Below are 15,224 nucleotides of genomic sequence, written 5' to 3'. Positions count from 1 at the left end.
GTCCGCACCGGAAACGGCAGGGCTGAAGCCGCGTCCTGATACGAACCCGCTCTTCCCTCGAGCGAAACGCCCATCACGGGGGATTGCAAGCGTGCTAGACTTCGCCCACCGTCACCGAGAGCCCCACTCTCCGAGTTTGTTGAACCGGCTCTTTTGATCCGAGCGAGGAGGTCACAATGGCTCGCATCCAGACAATTGCAAAGCTGACGTATCAGGGAGGGATGGTCATGGGCGTGGTGGCCGTGCTCTACCGCCTGCTGACCATCGGCGCGTTTGGCGAATCCATCGCGAGGGCTACGACCATCGAGCCGCGGAATGTACTGCAGCTCAGCGTGCTCCTCCTGGTGATGTCGATTGCCAGCGAGATGTACGCCAGGGAGGCGGCAAAGTCAGGTTAGGGTTATTTGAATCGGTGGGCTATTGTCGGTTGCTCCTGGGGCGCGCCGAACTGATCGCAGATGCGCCTCCCTCCGCCTCGTCCGCCACCGCGGACTCCGGCTCAGTCGGGCGCGGGGTTTGTTGGAAGCCTGCCCAGGACAGCAAGCAATCCTAGATCCCCAGGAAAGGCTCACGCCCGGTGGCCAGGCACCTCCTACAGCAACTCTGAAGTCGTGCCACTCCGAAGGGGAAAGCCAGCTAGGTCAAGTTTCCAGATAGGCGTGTCTCTCCGAACCGAGCTCCGCATCTAACGAGGCATGAAGCGAGTGGCCACCCTGGTGTGCATCCTGCTGGCCGCGGCCGGAACGGCCGTGGGGCAGCAGCCGCGCGCGGTGGATGCCGAGCGCTCACGGATGACGGTGCGGGTATTCCGCGGCGGGCTGTTCGGTTTTGCCGGACACAACCACGAGATACGGGCGCCGATCGCTAGCGGAACTGTGGACGAAGCCACCGGAAAGGTGGAGATTCGGGTGGACGCGCGGCAGTTGCTGGTGCTCGATCCGGATGTGGATGCGAAAGAGCGCCAGGAAGTCCAGGAGACCATGCACGGGCCCAAGGTGCTCGACAGCGGGCGCTATCCGGAGATCCGTTTTCATTCGACCGAGGCGCAGAAAAGCGGCGATGAATGGCTGGTGCGGGGCGAACTGACGCTACATGGGCAATCGAAGCCGGTGGAGGTGCGGGTGAAAGGCGGCCAGGGGCGCTACACGGGTACGGCGAGCGTGAAGCAGAAGGATTTCGGGATGGAGCCGGTGAGCGTGGCTGGCGGGACGATCAAAGTGAAGAATGAGGTGAAGGTGGAGTTCGAGATTGTGTTGAAGTGAGGCTGCGAGCTGTTAGCTCTTGGCTCTTGGCTCTTGGCTCTTGCCTTTCCGCCGTCCGCTTTCCGCTCTCCGCTGTCCGCATCCGGGAAAGCTCAACCATCAAGGACACAAAGGGAGCACCAAGGCTAATCCCATAGGTTAGTTCGATCCCTCGGCGCCCTTTGCGGTCTCGGCGGTGAGATGAAATCCTCAGTTCCTGTCGCCGGCGCCGTGGCGCTGCTTACAGAGCTTGCAGAAGGTGGGCGGCTCGGTGTTGTCCACGCGATGCCGCACCGGCGGGATGGTCTTGAGATAGGCGAAGAGGGCGCGCAAGTCGTCGTCAGAGAGCCTCTTGACGACGGGAAGCATGACGGGTTTGAGCTTGCGCGCGCCTACCTTGCTCTCGCGCAGCGCCTCGAAGAAAAGTTTCTCGTCAAAGTAGGGAATGCCGGAGGGATCGGGGGTGAGATTGTGGGAGGCCACCGACCCGAAGACTTTCCCACCTGCCAGAAAACCGACCACCGGCTTGCCGGCGTTGCGCAGGGTGTGACAGGTGTCGCACTTGGTGCGCGCGATCTCTTCCCCGCGGGCGAGGTCGGCGTCCTGGGCAAGGGCGGGGAGGGCGAAGGCGATTAAGAGGATGATGAGGCGCGTGCCGAGCATCTCGTTCTCAGTATAAAGGCGGCCACCGATTCCACGAATGCACACACGCAACAGCGTCTCGCTCGGGATGACAATTTAGGCGTGTTGAGGATGGGATCCCTGGCCCGCCGGGGCGCGCCCAAGTATTGACAATCAAGAAAACGAAAAGGCCGGCTCGCGGGAGCCGGCCTGCGGAACTTCGGGGGTGAAACGTTACTTCTTGGGAGCGATGGCGTCTTTCACGGCCTTCGCGAGATAGAACTTGGCGGTGGTCTTGGCGGGGATTTTGATGGCCTCGCCGGTCTGCGGGTTGCGGCCCATGCGCGCCTTGCGCTGCACCTTCTTCAGGCGGCCCAGACCGGGCAGCACGAACACGCCGCTCTTCTTGGTCTCCTTGATGGCGGTGTCGCAGAGCGCGTCCAGGAACGCGGCCGCGGTCTTGTTGCTGGTTTCAATCTTCTCGGCCATGTGACGGACGAGTTGTGTCTTGGTCATGCCCATGAATATTTCTCCTCTCGGGGGTGTGATTGTAGAAGTGCTTCCCCTGTTCCGAGCCGCATAATACAACAGTTTCGTGGGGATGGGAAGCCTCTGGCCCGCTTTTTATGCGGGTTTGAGAGGGGTGGGGTTGCACAAAACCAAGTGCAATGCGGGTTAGGGAGGGGTGGGGGTGGCGAAGGTGGATTCCCAAAATGGGAATGAACCACCCGGTTAAGGGCGCATCGACTTCCGCTCTGGTGTTACTGGATAGCCGGGCTGTTGGGGCCGGCGAAGGTATCCATCTCGGAGTGGATGACGCCGCTCTGGTCGGAGTAGAGAAAGCGGCGGTTGACCCCCGGGTCCATGGGAATCGCCAGCACCATATAGCCGGTGGCAGCCCCGGAGGCGTCGTAGGTGGTGGGCTGGTAGTAGAAGCGGTAGCCGGACTTCATTCCCGAAGCCAACACACTGTCAATGAGGTAGGCCGCGTCGGGACTTGGGGCGGCGCCTTGCGGAGGCGGTCCCAGCGCCTTCAGCGTAGGGGAGAAGCCGCGTTTGGGATAGGTGGAGGCGTAGGTCACCTGAGCGGTATTGATGGTACGTACGCCGCCGACAGAGGTACCCTCGCCGGACGCCATGCGCGACCGCATGAGGTTGGGGATAGCGACGGCGGCAATCACCCCGAGGAACAGAAGCAATAGGCCATAGGGCAGCAGCTTGCGGACGGTCCTGGCAGATGGAGCCGAGGTTGCCGGAATCAGCGGCTGACCACAATGTGGGCAATGTGAAGCAGCGGACGGGTTGGTCTGCGGATTGGGCAGGTTCATGGCTTGGCCCACCCCGGAATTCGGCGCAGCATAGTGCTTGGCGTGCGGGGCGTCAAGGGGAACGGCAAGCCAGAGGTTAGAATGGCGGCTCGGGGCGAACCCTGTGGCCTGCCAAATCTGCGAAACCCGGAAGGAAAAGCGCTTCTGCCCGGCGGTGCATGGGCGGATTTGCGCCGTGTGCTGCGGCACCGAACGCGAGGTGACGCTGGACTGTCCGAGCGACTGTCCTTATCTGCGGCAGGCGCGAGAGCGGGAGAAACCACGGGCACTGAATCAGTTAGACCCGGCCGAGGTGTTCGCCGAAGTGGAAATCCGCGACGCGTTGCTGCACCAGCGCGAGCCGCTGATCGTGGGACTGTCGTTCGCGCTGGCCAAGTCGGCGCGGGCGGAGCGCTCGCTGGTGGATCGCGACTTGATCGGAGCGCTTTCGGCGCTGGCCCGGCGCTACCAGACGCTGGCCTCCTCCGGCCTGATTACCGGAACGGAGCAGGGACTTGGGCCGCAGCAGGCCATCGTGGCGGAACTGGAGAAGATGATTGCCGGCTATCGCGAGACCGAGCAGAAACACGTAGGCTACGCCACGCTGCGCGACAGCGAGGTGCTGGAGGCCCTGGTGTTCCTGGTGCGGATGGCGCAGGCGAGGACGTCGGGGAGACCCAAGTCGCGCGCGTTCCTGGACTTCCTCTACAGCCGCTTCCCGGAAAAAGAGCCGGCAATCGTGGCTCCGGACGCGGGGCGAAGCATCGTCATTCCGTAGGTTGGCCACAGAGACACAGAGGCACAGGGCATTGAAGAAGCTTATCTATCTCTCACTGGGGTCGAATGTGGGGGACCGCCGCGGGCACCTGGAACAGGCTATTCAGAAGCTCGGCGAACTGGGCGACGTGGCCGCCGTTTCCGCGTTCTACGAGACGGAGCCGGTGGAATACACGCGTCAGGATTGGTTTTTGAACTGCGCCGTTGGTCTTGAAACCGAGTTGATGCCGAAGCAGTTCCTGGGGCGAATCCGCGGAATCGAACAGGAGGCGGGACGCAAGCGGCTGGTGCCCAAAGGGCCGCGGACGCTGGACATCGACATTGTGCTGTTCGGGGATGCGGTGATGGATACGCCGGGGCTGGTGATCCCCCATCCGGCCATGCATGAGCGGCGGTTCGTGCTGGAGCCGCTGGCGGAGATTGCGCCCGACGCCCGGCATCCGGTGCTGGGGCGCACGGTGCGCGAGCTGCGGGATGCGCTGCCGGCGGGGGATGCGAAAGTGCGGAAAATCGAATCGAATCAATGAGTATTGAATCAGTGAATCCACGAGAACCGGGCTGCTGCGTCTTTTCTCGGTGTGGACCATCTCATGGGAGAGGCCTGAGGGACAACTAGCGTGACCGACCTTTCGTCCAAAGTGGCGCAGTACGGGCTGCCGTTCGTTTTCCTCAACGTGCTTGGGGAGCAGCTCGGGCTGCCTATCCCGGCGTTTCCCACCTTGCTGGTGGCGGGCGCGCTGGTGGGCCTGGGCCTCCACTCAGGGCCGGAATTGCTGGCCGCGGCGGTGCTGGCCTGCCTGATCGCGGATACGGCGTGGTATGGCCTGGGACGGCGCTACGGGCACCGCGTGCTGAGCCTGCTGTGCCGCGTTTCACTCTCGCCGGTCTCGTGCGTGCGGCATACGGAGTCGCTGTTTGAGCGCTGGGGCGCGCGCTCGTTAGTGGCAGCCAAGTTTGTTCCGGGGTTTTCGACGGTGGCGCCGCCGGTGGCCGGCGCAACCCGGCTCCCAGCACCAGCGTTCCTCATCTACGACGGCTTGGGCGCGCTCATCTGGGCCGGGTTGGGCATCGGGCTGGGAATGATCTTTCACGACGCCATCGACCGCGTGATCACCTACCTGGAAAGCCTGGGCGGGTGGGCCCTGGTGATCGTGGGCGCCGCGCTGGGCGTGTTCATGTTCGTCAAGTGGCGGGAGCGGAAAAAGTTCTATAACGAGCAGCGGCTGGCACGAATCGGGGTGCAGGAACTGAACGGGCTGATCAACGACGGCCAGGCACCGGTGGTGGTGGACGTACGTTCCCCCGCCGCGCGCCGGGGCGATCCGCGGCGCATCCCGGGGGCGCTGCTTTTGGACGCGACCGAACTGGAGCGCAAGGTGCCCGAGTTGCCCAGCGACCGGGAGATCATCCTTTACTGTACTTGACCGAACGAAGCCTCGGCCGCCCGTGTGGCGCGCATGCTGATGGATCACGGATTCAGCCGTGTCCGGCCGCTGGAGGGCGGCTTCGACGCCTGGATCACCGCCGGCTTCGAGCTGGAACACTTCGATTTGGTGGCGATAAGGCCCGCGGAAAGCCGGGCGGCTAGTGGATAGCGGACTGGCCCACCATTGGGACGGTCAGATACAACGGCTCACGTCGAGCCCAAACAAGGAGTCTAGGAAGTTATGAAACCACTGAAGCATGCACTCTTCATCATCGCCACCGTGCTGGCGCTGACCTTCACGGCTGCGGCCCAGACCACGACCTGGCAGATTGACACGCAGCATTCGAGCGCGCAATTCGCGGCGCGCCACCTGCTCATCAGCACGGTACGCGGGGAGTTCCATAACGTGACGGGCACCGTTTACCTGGATGAAACGGACATCAGCAAGTCGCGGGTGGAGGCCACCATTGACACCACCACCATTGACACCCGCGAGCCGAAGCGCGACGCCCACCTGAAGAGCGCGGATTTCCTCGATGTGGCCAACTTTCCCACCATGACCTTCAAATCCACCCAGGTGGAGAAGGCGGGAGACGGCAAGCTGCGGGTGACCGGCGAGCTGACCATCCGCGGGGTGAGCAAGCCCGTGGTGCTCGAAGTGGAGGGCCCGACGCCGGAAATCAAAGATCCGTGGGGCAACCAGCGACGCGGCGCCACCGCCAGGACCAAGATCAACCGCTTCGACTACGGAGTGAGATGGGACAAGAAGTTTGATACCGGCGGCCTGGTGGTGGGGGAAACGATCGAGATCACCATCGACCTGGAACTGATCAAGAAAGGGTGAAGGAACCGAACGGCGCGCACGCGCCAGCGACCGCGGCGCCGGATTGGGTAGTGCGCGCAACACCCGCGAGATTCCTTCTCGCCGGGCTATTTCCCGTTCTTGCCTGCAGTTCCATTTCGGTCCGGAGGAACCCAGCGCCTTTGGACGCCTGGGTCCAGGACAGTCGCCGCGCACCTATCATCGAGGCGGGATGGCCACCGAACCGGCGAACGCTTCCGACCTGAGGCGCAGGATCCAGAGCCTGGAGGCGCGCGACGTCCAGTTGTGGGGAATCGTGCTGCTGCTGCTGGTGGTGGTGGCCACCGGCGTGGTGAGCATCGTCCTGCCCAATCTGGCCTGGAACCTGGGGATGCTGCGCGCCGACGGCCGCTACCTGCCGCAACTGCTGTTCGGGTTCATCGCGCTCATTGTCCTGGCGAATGTATACGTGCTGCAGCAGCGCTTCCGCCTGAGCAAGGTGCGCGAGGAGCTGATGGACCAGGTGCTGCGCAACGAGGCGCTGCAATGGGCGTCGCTTACCGACTCACTCACGGAAACTTTCAGCCGCCATTACCTGACGCACGTCCTGCCCCGGGAACTGAACCGGCTGGAGCGCAGCGACGACCCGCTGACCCTGCTGATGATGGACGTGGACGACTTTAAGCGAGTGAACACCCGCTTCGGGCACATGGAGGGAGACAAGCTGCTGGCCGAGATCGCGCGCGTGCTGCGCCGGACGCTGCGCAACTCCGATACCGTGGTTCGCTACGGTGGTGATGAATTCCTGGCTTTGCTCTGGGACACCGGGCTACGGGAGAGCGAGCGGGTCGTGGAGCGGGTACAGGCAGCCGTAGGCGCCTGGAACAAGACCCACGGCGAAGATGGCTACTCCATGAGCCTGAGCTGCGGGCTGGCCGAATATGTGCGCGGACAACCGCTGGAGGTCTCAGTGGATGCGGCGGATCAGGAGATGTACCGCAAGAAGGCAGTGAGAGCCAGCTAAGGCTCACGGGGCGCAAGCGGCTGTAAGGCTTGGGCTTCCGGGTAATCCAGGGGTAACCGACCCTGGGGAACTTTGGGTATCTGGTGGAAGCCGAGGAACCCGGCTAGATTTGGCTTTGCCTATGCAACCAGACTCTCTCCTGGTGACTAGTGATCCGCGAGTGGAAAGCGTCCTGCGGCGCCTGCTCCGCGACGCGGACATGCGGCTAGATGTCTCGCCCAGCCACCCGGCAGCCCACAGTTTGCTCGCCAGCCGCAAGTTCCACGCCATCCTTCTGGATTGCGACGACCTGCAGGCGGCAGAGGAATTCCTCAAGCAGTTGCGCCGGCATCCGGTAAACGCGGGCGCCATCGTGTTCGCCATCCTGAGCGGGAGCGCGCGTGGCGGAGCCGCGTTCCGCATGGGAGCGCACTTCGTGCTGGACAAGCCCATCAGCTCGGAGCGGGGCGCGCGCACGCTGCGCGCCGCCGGCAGCATCATCCGGGCGCGGGCGGAAGCCACAGCGTAGAAAAGCAGCAATTAGCCCCTAGCACTCAGCCCCGGTTCATTACGAGGTTGCCAGGCAGGTTTCTCGCTGAGCTCGTGGACGCCATGCGCGAGCCCTGCTGAAGAGCCCTCAACGTTCAGGCTAGGCCAGAACCTCGGCCGGGTGCGCCACCTCGTCCCAGGTGACCTCGTCCCACAGCGAGCGGTCGCGCAGGAAGAGGGAGACCAGGGCGGTGTGCATAGCGTGGCCGGCGCGGTCGGCCACCACGCGCCCGATGATGCGGCGTCCCACCAGCGCCAGATCGCCGATCAGGTCCAGCACCTTGTGGCGCACGAACTCGTCCGGGAAACGCAGCGGGCCGTTCTCCACGCCCTGGCGGGTGAGCACGATGCAGTTCTCGACCGCGGCCCCGCGGATGAGTCCCATGTCGCGCATGGCCTTCTCTTCGTGGCGGAAGCCAAAGGTGCGCGCGGGAGCGATCTCGCGGCTGTAGGCTTCGCTCTCGGCGGCTGCATCCATGCCCGCGCCGCCCAGCGCGACCTCGAAGAATTCCTTGCCGATGAGCGGGTGCGGGAAGTTGATGCGGTAGGAGACGGAGTAGCGGTCGGCGGGATGGACGGCGATGAACTTGTCTCCGTCGCGCAGCTCGATCTCTTCCTTCACGCGCAGGTAGCTGCGCTTGCGCCGCTGCCGCTTGAGTCCGGCGCGCCGCACCATTTCCACGAAGGGAAGCGCGCTGCCATCGAGGATGGGCAGTTCGAGATTGTCCAGCTCCACGATGGCGTTATCCAACCCCATGCCCACGAACGCGGAAAGCAGGTGCTCGGTGGTGGAGATGAACACGCCCTTCTTCATCAGGCTGGTGGCGTAGCTGACGCGCGCCACATTGCGTCCCGTAGCTTCTACCTCGAAGCCTTCCAGGTCCACCCGGCGGAATACCACGCCGGTACCGGCCGCGGCCGGCAGAATGCGCAACTCGACCGGAGCGCCGGAATGGAGACCGACGCCTCGGCATCCGATAGGCTCACGGATTGTCTGCTCGAAGAGCAAAGGCAGAGGCTGCCAGGTGGCTGCTGCTCAATAGATTAGAGCACTTTGACGGAGCTTGCGTCTGTGGCAAATTTGCCACAGTTCGTGGTCCCCTAGACGCAAGCGGGAAGGGGACCTACCGACGCGGGTAGGTCTTTGGGGCTTCGTAGGTTACGGTGGCGGTGAACTGGGAATCGGAGACGCCGCCGTTGTAGGTGACGCTGTCGTAAAAGTACTGGCGGGTCATTTCGCCATCGCGGGTGCGCTGCACGCGCATGGGAGTCTGGATGCCCTGGATGGATTTGTAGTTGGCGAATACCTCGCCTTCTTCGAACTTCTCGCGCGTGCGCGGATCGCGGTAGGTGTAGGAAAGGCGGACGGGCAGCCCGGTCGCGGCGTCGAAGAACAGGCTCACGTCCTGGTTCCTGCTGTTGACGAGAGTGACCTTGTCGGCCGGATTGCGGTCCACAAGGACCGTGCCGTCGTGGAACAGCAGCGTCTTGGGATCGCTCACCCACCGGCGGAGGACGTAGTCGAGCGAGCGGTCGCGGCGGCGGATGTGTTCCTCCAGGTCGGGCGGATCGACGTGGCGGGTGCCGTGATAGGTGATGTCGAAGCCCTCGTCGCCGTTGAAGATCACCACCCACTCGCCGCTCTTGAAGAACTCGTAGCGTTCCTTGCCCGGCCACTTCCAGATGCGGCGGAAGTCGCCACCCACGCCCACCGGCCGACCACGGTAGAAGCGGCTGGTGCGTCCGTGCTGCACCCGGTCGGTGAACTCGAGGAACTCCTTTCCGCCCAGCGCCTGGATGGCGCGGTCCAGCACGGCACGCGCTTTTTGCGTGTTGGCGGCTGCCGCGGAGCTGGCGGAGGTGGGCCCAGCAGCCGACGGTACGGCCTGCTGCTGAGCTGTGGCCAGCGTGGCCGCCAGGGCCAGCAGCAGGAGCCGGACTGGGGAGTCGAAACTCATGTCACTCACTAAGACGCATACTGGCGGCCTGCCGCTGCCTCATCCCACCAGCACCGAGCCTCCGTTGATGTTGAGAATCTCGCCGGTGATATATCCGGCGTGCTCCGTGCACAGGAACAGGATGGGTCCGGCAATCTCTTCTGGAGTCGCCACCCGATGCAGGGGCTGAGCGGCCAGCACCCACTCGCGCGACGTGGGATCGGCCAGGGTGGGCGCCACCATATCGGTGGCCACCCAGCCGGGCGCGACGCTGTTCACCAGGATGCCGTCGGCGGCCAGCTCTGTGGAAAGGCCCTTGGTCAGGCTGATGAGGGCACCCTTGGTGGCGGAGTAGTCCAGGTGGAAAGCTTCGCCACGCTGCCCGGAGGTGGAGCTGACCAGCACGATGTGTCCGCCCTTACCCTGCCGCTTCATCTGCGCCACGGCGTGTTTCACCAGTCCGAACACGCTCTCCAGATTCACCGCGAAAGTGCGCTTCCAGTGGTCCTCGGTCATCTGCTCGATGGGGATGTCCTCATGCGGCCAGATGCCATGGTTGGCTACCAGAATGTCCAGGCGGCCGAAGCGGGAGACCGTCGCTTCCACCAGAGCCCTGGCCGGAGCTTCACTCGCCAGGTCGCTCTCGACGGCGGCGCAGCGCTCCGCGCCGCATTCTTTCACCAGCGCGTCGGCGGGGTCACGCGCGCTCCGGTAGTTGAACATCACCTTGCCGCCGGCCTCGACGAACAGCCGCACGGTGGCCGCGCCGATGCCGCGCGAGCCTCCGGTAATGAGCGCGACCTTGCCTTCGAGACTTAGCGAGACCATGGGAATCTTCTAGTTAACCACAGAGGACACGAAGGGGCACAGCGGTCAGGCTTGAGCGCTACTTGCTCTTGCCCCGGCCGGCCTTGGTGAATTTCGAGGCCGGCAAGCCTTCCGGCTCCACCTGGGCGCGGGGACTCTCATGCCATTCGCGGGCCGCCTCGACCAGCGCGTTAAAGAGGGCCTGGGAGCAGGGATCGTCTTCGGCGGTGCGCTCCGGGTGCCACTGCACGGCGAGCAGCCAGTGGTCGGGTTCGGTGCCTTCCACGGCCTCGATGATGCTGTCGTCGGGGCAGCGGGCGGCCACGCGCAAGCCGCTGCCCGCCTTCTTGGCCGCCTGGTGGTGGCTGGAGTTCACCTTGAACTGCATGGCGGTGAAATCCGGCGAGGGGTGGAGGTTGGTGTCGGGGGCGTCGGACAGGATCTTGGCCAGGCGTGAATCGGGAGCCACGCTCACGGTGTGGGCCTTCTTCAAACGCCGCCCGGCATCGTGCTTCACACCTGTCTCGACATGCTGCAGCAGCGTGCCGGTGCGCCACACGTTCAGCGACTGCAGGCCGTAACAGATGCCCAGCAAGGGCTTGCGCATATTGTGGGCGTCCTGCAGCAGCAGTTCGTCCACGGCGTCGCGCGGCGGGTCCGGCGGGTTGGTGCGCGGGTCGCGTTTGGCGCTGTATTTCTGCGGATCGACGTCGGCGGGACTGCCCGGCAGAAGCACGCCGTCGCAGCCCTTCAGCAGTTGCGCCACTTCGTCCTGCGACTTGTCCAGTGGGATGACTTCGACCTCGCCGCCGGCCTGCTCGATGGCCTTCTGGTACTGCGGCAGGGCGCGGTCGTCGTAGTCTTTGTCAGAGGAGTGAGGGACAGGGATGGCGATGCGGGGTTTCATGAGAATCAGCAGTCAGCAATCACCATTCAGCCACTTCGCGGGGCGACCGTTTCCGACGATGGAACACGTGGGTCTGGAATCTCGGCGCGCGAATAGTATAGGTCTTCCACCGCCTTTTGCACCTTGAGCGCGAGCGCGTCCATGTCCCGCGGCACCAGGCCGGCGGTGGAGATGGGCTCGCCTACCAGCATCAGCATGGGCCGCGGCATGATGTGGAAGGTGTCCATGGGCAGCGCCTCGTACGTGCCTACCAGTGCGATGGGGACGACGTCCGCCTGCGCCTTGATAGCGGCGTAGAACACTCCGCCCAGGAAGGGGATGATCTGGCCGGAGGCCGAGCGCCCGCCCTCGGGATACACCACCAGCGGCATCCCGGCCTTCAGCGTCTCCGCAGCGCGGTTCAAGCTGCGCATGGAAGCCAGCGCGTTCGAGCGGTCGATGGAAACCTGGCCCGAGCGCCGCAAGTGCCAGCCCATGAAGGGATAGTGAAACAACTCCTCCTTGGCCATGATGCGGAACTGGAAGGGCAGGTAGACGTACACCACCGGGATGTCCAGCGCCGAAAGATGATTGGCTGCGTACATGTAGGGCTTCGAGGTATCGATCTTGTCCAGGCCCTCGACCGTCACCGGGCACATGGCAGTCTTCAGGATGAGCCACGACCAGGTGCGCGCGAACCAGTGCTGCACGCGACCGCTCGAGTCGAACAGAGACGACACCAGCGACAGCGTCCCGAGCACGACCGTGTAGAGGTAGATCAGGTTGTTGAGAATGAGGATGGAGCGGAGGAGACTGAGAGTGTGTCGGAGTTGGTTGGTTCGCTTGGCCACGGAGGTGGATCGATCGAATCATTGAATCATTTGGTCATTGAATCATTGAAAAGCAAACCCGGTCGTCTAAGACCCAACCGTCTTCCACTGATTCAATGATTCACGGATTGACTGACTCAATGGCTTCTATCGCTTCGCCGATAATGTAAATGGACCCGGCCACGACCACCAGCCCATCCTTGCCGGCGACTTGAAAGGCGCGGCGCAGGGCAGTGGGGACGTCGGGTTCGGCGGAGATAGTTTCGCCCATGCGGGCGGCGGCGGCCCGCACCTCATCCGGAGTGGCAGAACGAGGGTTTTGGGCGCGGGTAACCACCACGTGCGCGGCCACGGGGAACAGGATCTCCGCCATCTCGCCGATAGCCTTGTCCCGCATTGCCCCAAAGACCAGCGTGACCGGCCGCTCACCCGCCAGCTCGGAGAAGGCGGCGCGCAGCGCCCAGGCGCCGGCCGGGTTGTGGGCGGCGTCCAGCAGCACGGGCGGGCGCCCGGCGGCGGCCGGCAGCATCTCCAACCGCCCGCGCCAGCGCGTCTGCCGTATGCCGCGCTCGACGTCCTGCGCGGTCAGCGGAAAGCCTTGTGCATTGAGTTCAACTGCGGCAGCGATGGCCAAAGCCAGGTTGCGAAGCTGGTGGCGTCCGGTGAGCGGCGAATCGACGGTAATGGTCGAGCCCAGAACTTCGAGCGGATAGCGCGAGCGAAAATCAGTTTCGAGTTTCCAGTTTCGAGTTTCCCGTTCCGCGCCCGGAGAAACCGGCGGCATGTAGGGCACGGCATTCACGCCTCGAGCCTCGCGCTCCAGAATCGTATTGCCCAGCACGTCGTTCGCTTCCGGATGCTGCGGCAGCGTCACCACCACGCCGCCCGGGCGGATGATGCCCGCCTTCTCGCGCGCGATTTCGGCCATCGTGTTCCCCAGGAACTTCTGGTGGTCGAGCGCGATGTCCGTGATCACGCTGAGCACGGGCTCGACCACGTTGGTGGCGTCCAGCCGCCCGCCCATTCCCACTTCCAGCACGGCGATGCGCACACCACTATTTGCGAAATGCTCGAAGGTCATGGCGGTCAGCATCTCAAAGAAGCTGGGATGCCAGGGCAGGGAGCCTGCCGTAACCAGCCGCTGCGCCACTTCTTCCGACCGCGCGTGCACGGCAGCGAAGTCATCGTCGGAAATTTCTTCGCCCGTGATGCGTATGCGCTCGTTCACCCGCAGCAGGTGCGGCGAGGTGTAGAGCCCGGTGTGGTGCCCCGCAGCCTGGAGGATCGAGGCCAGCGTGGCCGCGGTGGAACCCTTGCCGTTGGTCCCCGCGACCAGCACGCTGGCGAAGCGGCGCTCGGGATGCCCCAGCGCCTCCAGCAGCACGCGCATGTTCGCCAGGTCGAACTTGTGCGAGGGCGTGGCGTGCAGCTCATGGCCGAGGGCGAGCAGGCTTTCGACGGCGGAGGCGTAGGACATGAAATCAGCAGTCAGCATTCAGCGGTGAGCGAGCCGATGCCGGAGCAACGCATGATTCTAGCTGAGTGCTGACGGCTAGTTCTTCCCGTTGGCCATCATGAAGTTCAGGGCGCGGGCGATGTAGGCCTTCATTTCCTTGCGGTGGACTACGCCGTCGAGCATGCCGTGCTGCAGCAGGAACTCGGCGCGCTGGAAGCCTTCCGGAAGCTTCTGGCGGATGGTCTGCTCGATGACGCGCGGTCCGGCAAAGCCGATGAGCGCGCCCGGCTCGGCGATATTCAAGTCACCCAGCATGGCGTAAGACGCGGTGACGCCGCCGGTGGTGGGGTCGGTGAGCACCGAGATGTAGGGCAGCTTGGCTTCGTCCAGGCGGGCGAGCGCAGCCGAGATCTTCACCATCTGCATCAGGCTGACGACGCCTTCCATCATGCGGGCGCCGCCCGAAGCGGACACGATGATCAGGGGCTTCTTCTGCTCCGTGGCCCGCTCGATCGCCCGGGTGATGGCCTCGCCCACCACGGCGCCCATCGAGCCGCCGATAAAGCTGTACTCCATGGAGCTCATGACGACGGGACGGCCTTCGAGCGTCCCGGCCACGTTGACGATGGCGTCTTTCAGCCCGGTGACCGATTGCGTCTTGCGCAGGCGCTCGGAGTAGGAGCGCACGTCCACGAACTTCAGCGGGTCGGTCGAAGCCAGGCCGGCGTCGAAGGTTTCGTAGTTCTCGTCGTCCAGCAGCAGGGCCAGGCGGGTGCGGGCGTCGATGCGGAAGTGGCGCTCGCACTTCGGGCACACGTTCCAGTTGGCTTCCAGGTCCTTCTTCCAGATGATCTGGCGGCAGCCCTCGCACTTCACCCACAGCCCTTCGGTGCGGACGCGCTTTTCGCCCGTGGGCTCCAGATCGCCGGTTTCGCGTTTGAACCAAGCCATAAAAGAACAGTTGCCAGTGGTCAGTAGCCAGTTGCCAGCAAATACGGATGCGCGCCTTTCGCGCAGTGGCGCGAGTCGGCGCGCCCAGATCCTTCGCTCGGCAAAGGAAAATGCGCCTCGCTCAGGATGACAATCAGTATTCTATGCCTCGCTGCGCCATCACGCCTTTTTCGTAGGCGTGCTTCACCTGGCGCATCTCGGTGACGGTATCGGCCAACTCCACGATTGTCGGATGCGCGTTGCGCCCCGTCAAGATGACGTGCGCCATCTCCGGCTTCTTCTTCAGCGTTTCCACCACTGTGGCGGCATCCAGCATGCCGTAGCTAATGGCGTAGTTGATCTCATCCAGGATGATCAGGTCCCACTCGCCAGAGAGGATGGCTTTCTCCGCCTCCGCCCACGCTTCGCCCACCATGCGGACGTCTTCCGGGTCGGGTTCCGCGCCGCCCACCTTCACAAAGCCCCGGCCCATCTGCTTCATCACAAACTTGTCGCCGAAGGCCTGTACCGCGTCCAGTTCGCCGTAGTGCCAGGAGCCCTTGAGGAACTGCAGCATCAGCACCTTCATGCCCTGACCCACGGCGCGCAAGGCCGTCCCCATGGCGGCGGTGGTCTTGCCCTTGCCGGGACC

The 15,224-nt window shown here is 64.1% G+C and carries 20 protein-coding genes; 9 read left to right on the top strand and 11 right to left on the bottom strand.

The features are described 5' to 3' along the window. Positions 1 to 176 precede the first annotated feature (176 nt). Together VLE48_06235 and VLE48_06230 are read left to right on the top strand one after the other, a co-directional pair. A complete protein-coding gene (locus VLE48_06235; protein HSA92593.1) occupies positions 177 to 398 on the top strand; it encodes a hypothetical protein in 222 nt (73 codons plus the stop codon). A gap of 297 nt (positions 399 to 695) precedes the next feature. Continuing rightward, the gene (locus VLE48_06230) at positions 696 to 1,262 is read left to right on the top strand and encodes a YceI family protein (protein HSA92592.1); all 567 of its coding nucleotides are present in this window, start codon (positions 696 to 698) and stop codon (positions 1,260 to 1,262) included. Between the two features lie 189 nt (positions 1,263 to 1,451). Here VLE48_06230 and VLE48_06225 read toward each other — a convergent pair whose 3' ends face one another. From VLE48_06225 to VLE48_06215, 3 genes are all read right to left on the bottom strand, one after another. Beyond that, complete coding sequence (locus VLE48_06225) at positions 1,452 to 1,904, bottom strand: c-type cytochrome (protein HSA92591.1); 453 nt, start codon at positions 1,902 to 1,904, stop codon at positions 1,452 to 1,454. 192 nt (positions 1,905 to 2,096) lie between these two features. Then, entirely contained in the window at positions 2,097 to 2,378 is a 282-nt protein-coding gene (locus VLE48_06220) for an HU family DNA-binding protein (protein HSA92590.1), read from the bottom strand. Positions 2,379 to 2,623: 245 nt separating this feature from the next. Next, complete coding sequence (locus VLE48_06215; GenBank protein HSA92589.1) at positions 2,624 to 3,202, bottom strand: hypothetical protein; 579 nt, start codon at positions 3,200 to 3,202, stop codon at positions 2,624 to 2,626. A gap of 91 nt (positions 3,203 to 3,293) precedes the next feature. Between VLE48_06215 and VLE48_06210 the strand changes: the two genes are divergently transcribed. The 7 genes from VLE48_06210 to VLE48_06180 all read left to right on the top strand — a co-directional run bounded on the left by VLE48_06210 (position 3,294) and on the right by VLE48_06180 (position 7,706). Then, positions 3,294 to 3,947 carry a hypothetical protein gene (locus tag VLE48_06210; protein HSA92588.1) on the top strand — a complete coding sequence of 218 codons (654 nt, stop codon included), beginning with the start codon at positions 3,294 to 3,296 and terminating at the stop codon, positions 3,945 to 3,947. A gap of 31 nt (positions 3,948 to 3,978) precedes the next feature. Continuing rightward, positions 3,979 to 4,473 carry a 2-amino-4-hydroxy-6-hydroxymethyldihydropteridine diphosphokinase gene (folK, locus tag VLE48_06205; protein ID HSA92587.1) on the top strand — a complete coding sequence of 165 codons (495 nt, stop codon included), beginning with the start codon at positions 3,979 to 3,981 and terminating at the stop codon, positions 4,471 to 4,473. Between the two features lie 90 nt (positions 4,474 to 4,563). After that, positions 4,564 to 5,370: a VTT domain-containing protein gene (locus VLE48_06200; protein HSA92586.1), complete on the top strand. Its 807-nt coding sequence runs from the start codon at positions 4,564 to 4,566 to the stop codon at positions 5,368 to 5,370. Between the two features lie 24 nt (positions 5,371 to 5,394). Then, on the top strand, positions 5,395 to 5,541 hold the full coding sequence (locus tag VLE48_06195; protein HSA92585.1) for a hypothetical protein: 147 nt from the start codon (positions 5,395 to 5,397) through the stop codon (positions 5,539 to 5,541). Between the two features lie 72 nt (positions 5,542 to 5,613). Then, the gene (locus tag VLE48_06190; GenBank protein HSA92584.1) at positions 5,614 to 6,216 is read left to right on the top strand and encodes a YceI family protein; all 603 of its coding nucleotides are present in this window, start codon (positions 5,614 to 5,616) and stop codon (positions 6,214 to 6,216) included. A gap of 190 nt (positions 6,217 to 6,406) precedes the next feature. After that, positions 6,407 to 7,198, top strand: coding sequence for a GGDEF domain-containing protein (locus VLE48_06185; GenBank protein HSA92583.1), 792 nt, complete (start codon positions 6,407 to 6,409; stop codon positions 7,196 to 7,198). A 160-nt stretch (positions 7,199 to 7,358) separates the two neighbouring features. After that, entirely contained in the window at positions 7,359 to 7,706 is a 348-nt protein-coding gene (locus VLE48_06180; protein HSA92582.1) for a hypothetical protein, read from the top strand. Positions 7,707 to 7,826: 120 nt separating this feature from the next. Here the strand turns inward: VLE48_06180 and lpxC are convergent, their stop codons facing one another. From lpxC to cobO, 8 genes are all read right to left on the bottom strand, one after another. Next, positions 7,827 to 8,735 carry a UDP-3-O-acyl-N-acetylglucosamine deacetylase gene (gene lpxC, locus VLE48_06175; GenBank protein ID HSA92581.1) on the bottom strand — a complete coding sequence of 303 codons (909 nt, stop codon included), beginning with the start codon at positions 8,733 to 8,735 and terminating at the stop codon, positions 7,827 to 7,829. 115 nt (positions 8,736 to 8,850) lie between these two features. Further along, a complete protein-coding gene (locus tag VLE48_06170; GenBank protein ID HSA92580.1) occupies positions 8,851 to 9,684 on the bottom strand; it encodes a hypothetical protein in 834 nt (277 codons plus the stop codon). Positions 9,685 to 9,723: 39 nt separating this feature from the next. Beyond that, on the bottom strand, positions 9,724 to 10,491 hold the full coding sequence (locus tag VLE48_06165; protein HSA92579.1) for an SDR family oxidoreductase: 768 nt from the start codon (positions 10,489 to 10,491) through the stop codon (positions 9,724 to 9,726). A 58-nt stretch (positions 10,492 to 10,549) separates the two neighbouring features. After that, the gene (locus VLE48_06160; GenBank protein HSA92578.1) at positions 10,550 to 11,377 is read right to left on the bottom strand and encodes a gamma-glutamyl-gamma-aminobutyrate hydrolase family protein; all 828 of its coding nucleotides are present in this window, start codon (positions 11,375 to 11,377) and stop codon (positions 10,550 to 10,552) included. A gap of 26 nt (positions 11,378 to 11,403) precedes the next feature. Then, a complete protein-coding gene (locus VLE48_06155) occupies positions 11,404 to 12,207 on the bottom strand; it encodes a lysophospholipid acyltransferase family protein (protein HSA92577.1) in 804 nt (267 codons plus the stop codon). Between the two features lie 100 nt (positions 12,208 to 12,307). Further along, positions 12,308 to 13,663: a folylpolyglutamate synthase/dihydrofolate synthase family protein gene (locus VLE48_06150; protein HSA92576.1), complete on the bottom strand. Its 1,356-nt coding sequence runs from the start codon at positions 13,661 to 13,663 to the stop codon at positions 12,308 to 12,310. 75 nt (positions 13,664 to 13,738) lie between these two features. Then, the gene (accD, locus tag VLE48_06145) at positions 13,739 to 14,593 is read right to left on the bottom strand and encodes an acetyl-CoA carboxylase, carboxyltransferase subunit beta (GenBank protein HSA92575.1); all 855 of its coding nucleotides are present in this window, start codon (positions 14,591 to 14,593) and stop codon (positions 13,739 to 13,741) included. Between the two features lie 133 nt (positions 14,594 to 14,726). After that, positions 14,727 to 15,224, bottom strand: a 498-nt coding sequence (gene cobO, locus VLE48_06140; GenBank protein ID HSA92574.1) for a cob(I)yrinic acid a,c-diamide adenosyltransferase, incomplete at its 5' end; no start/stop codon positions are given.

It is taken from the genome of Terriglobales bacterium (assembly GCA_035454605.1).
Taxonomy (GTDB): Bacteria; Acidobacteriota; Terriglobia; order Terriglobales; family Acidobacteriaceae; genus DATMAB01.
This window is presented reverse-complemented; position numbering and strand designations above follow the sequence as displayed.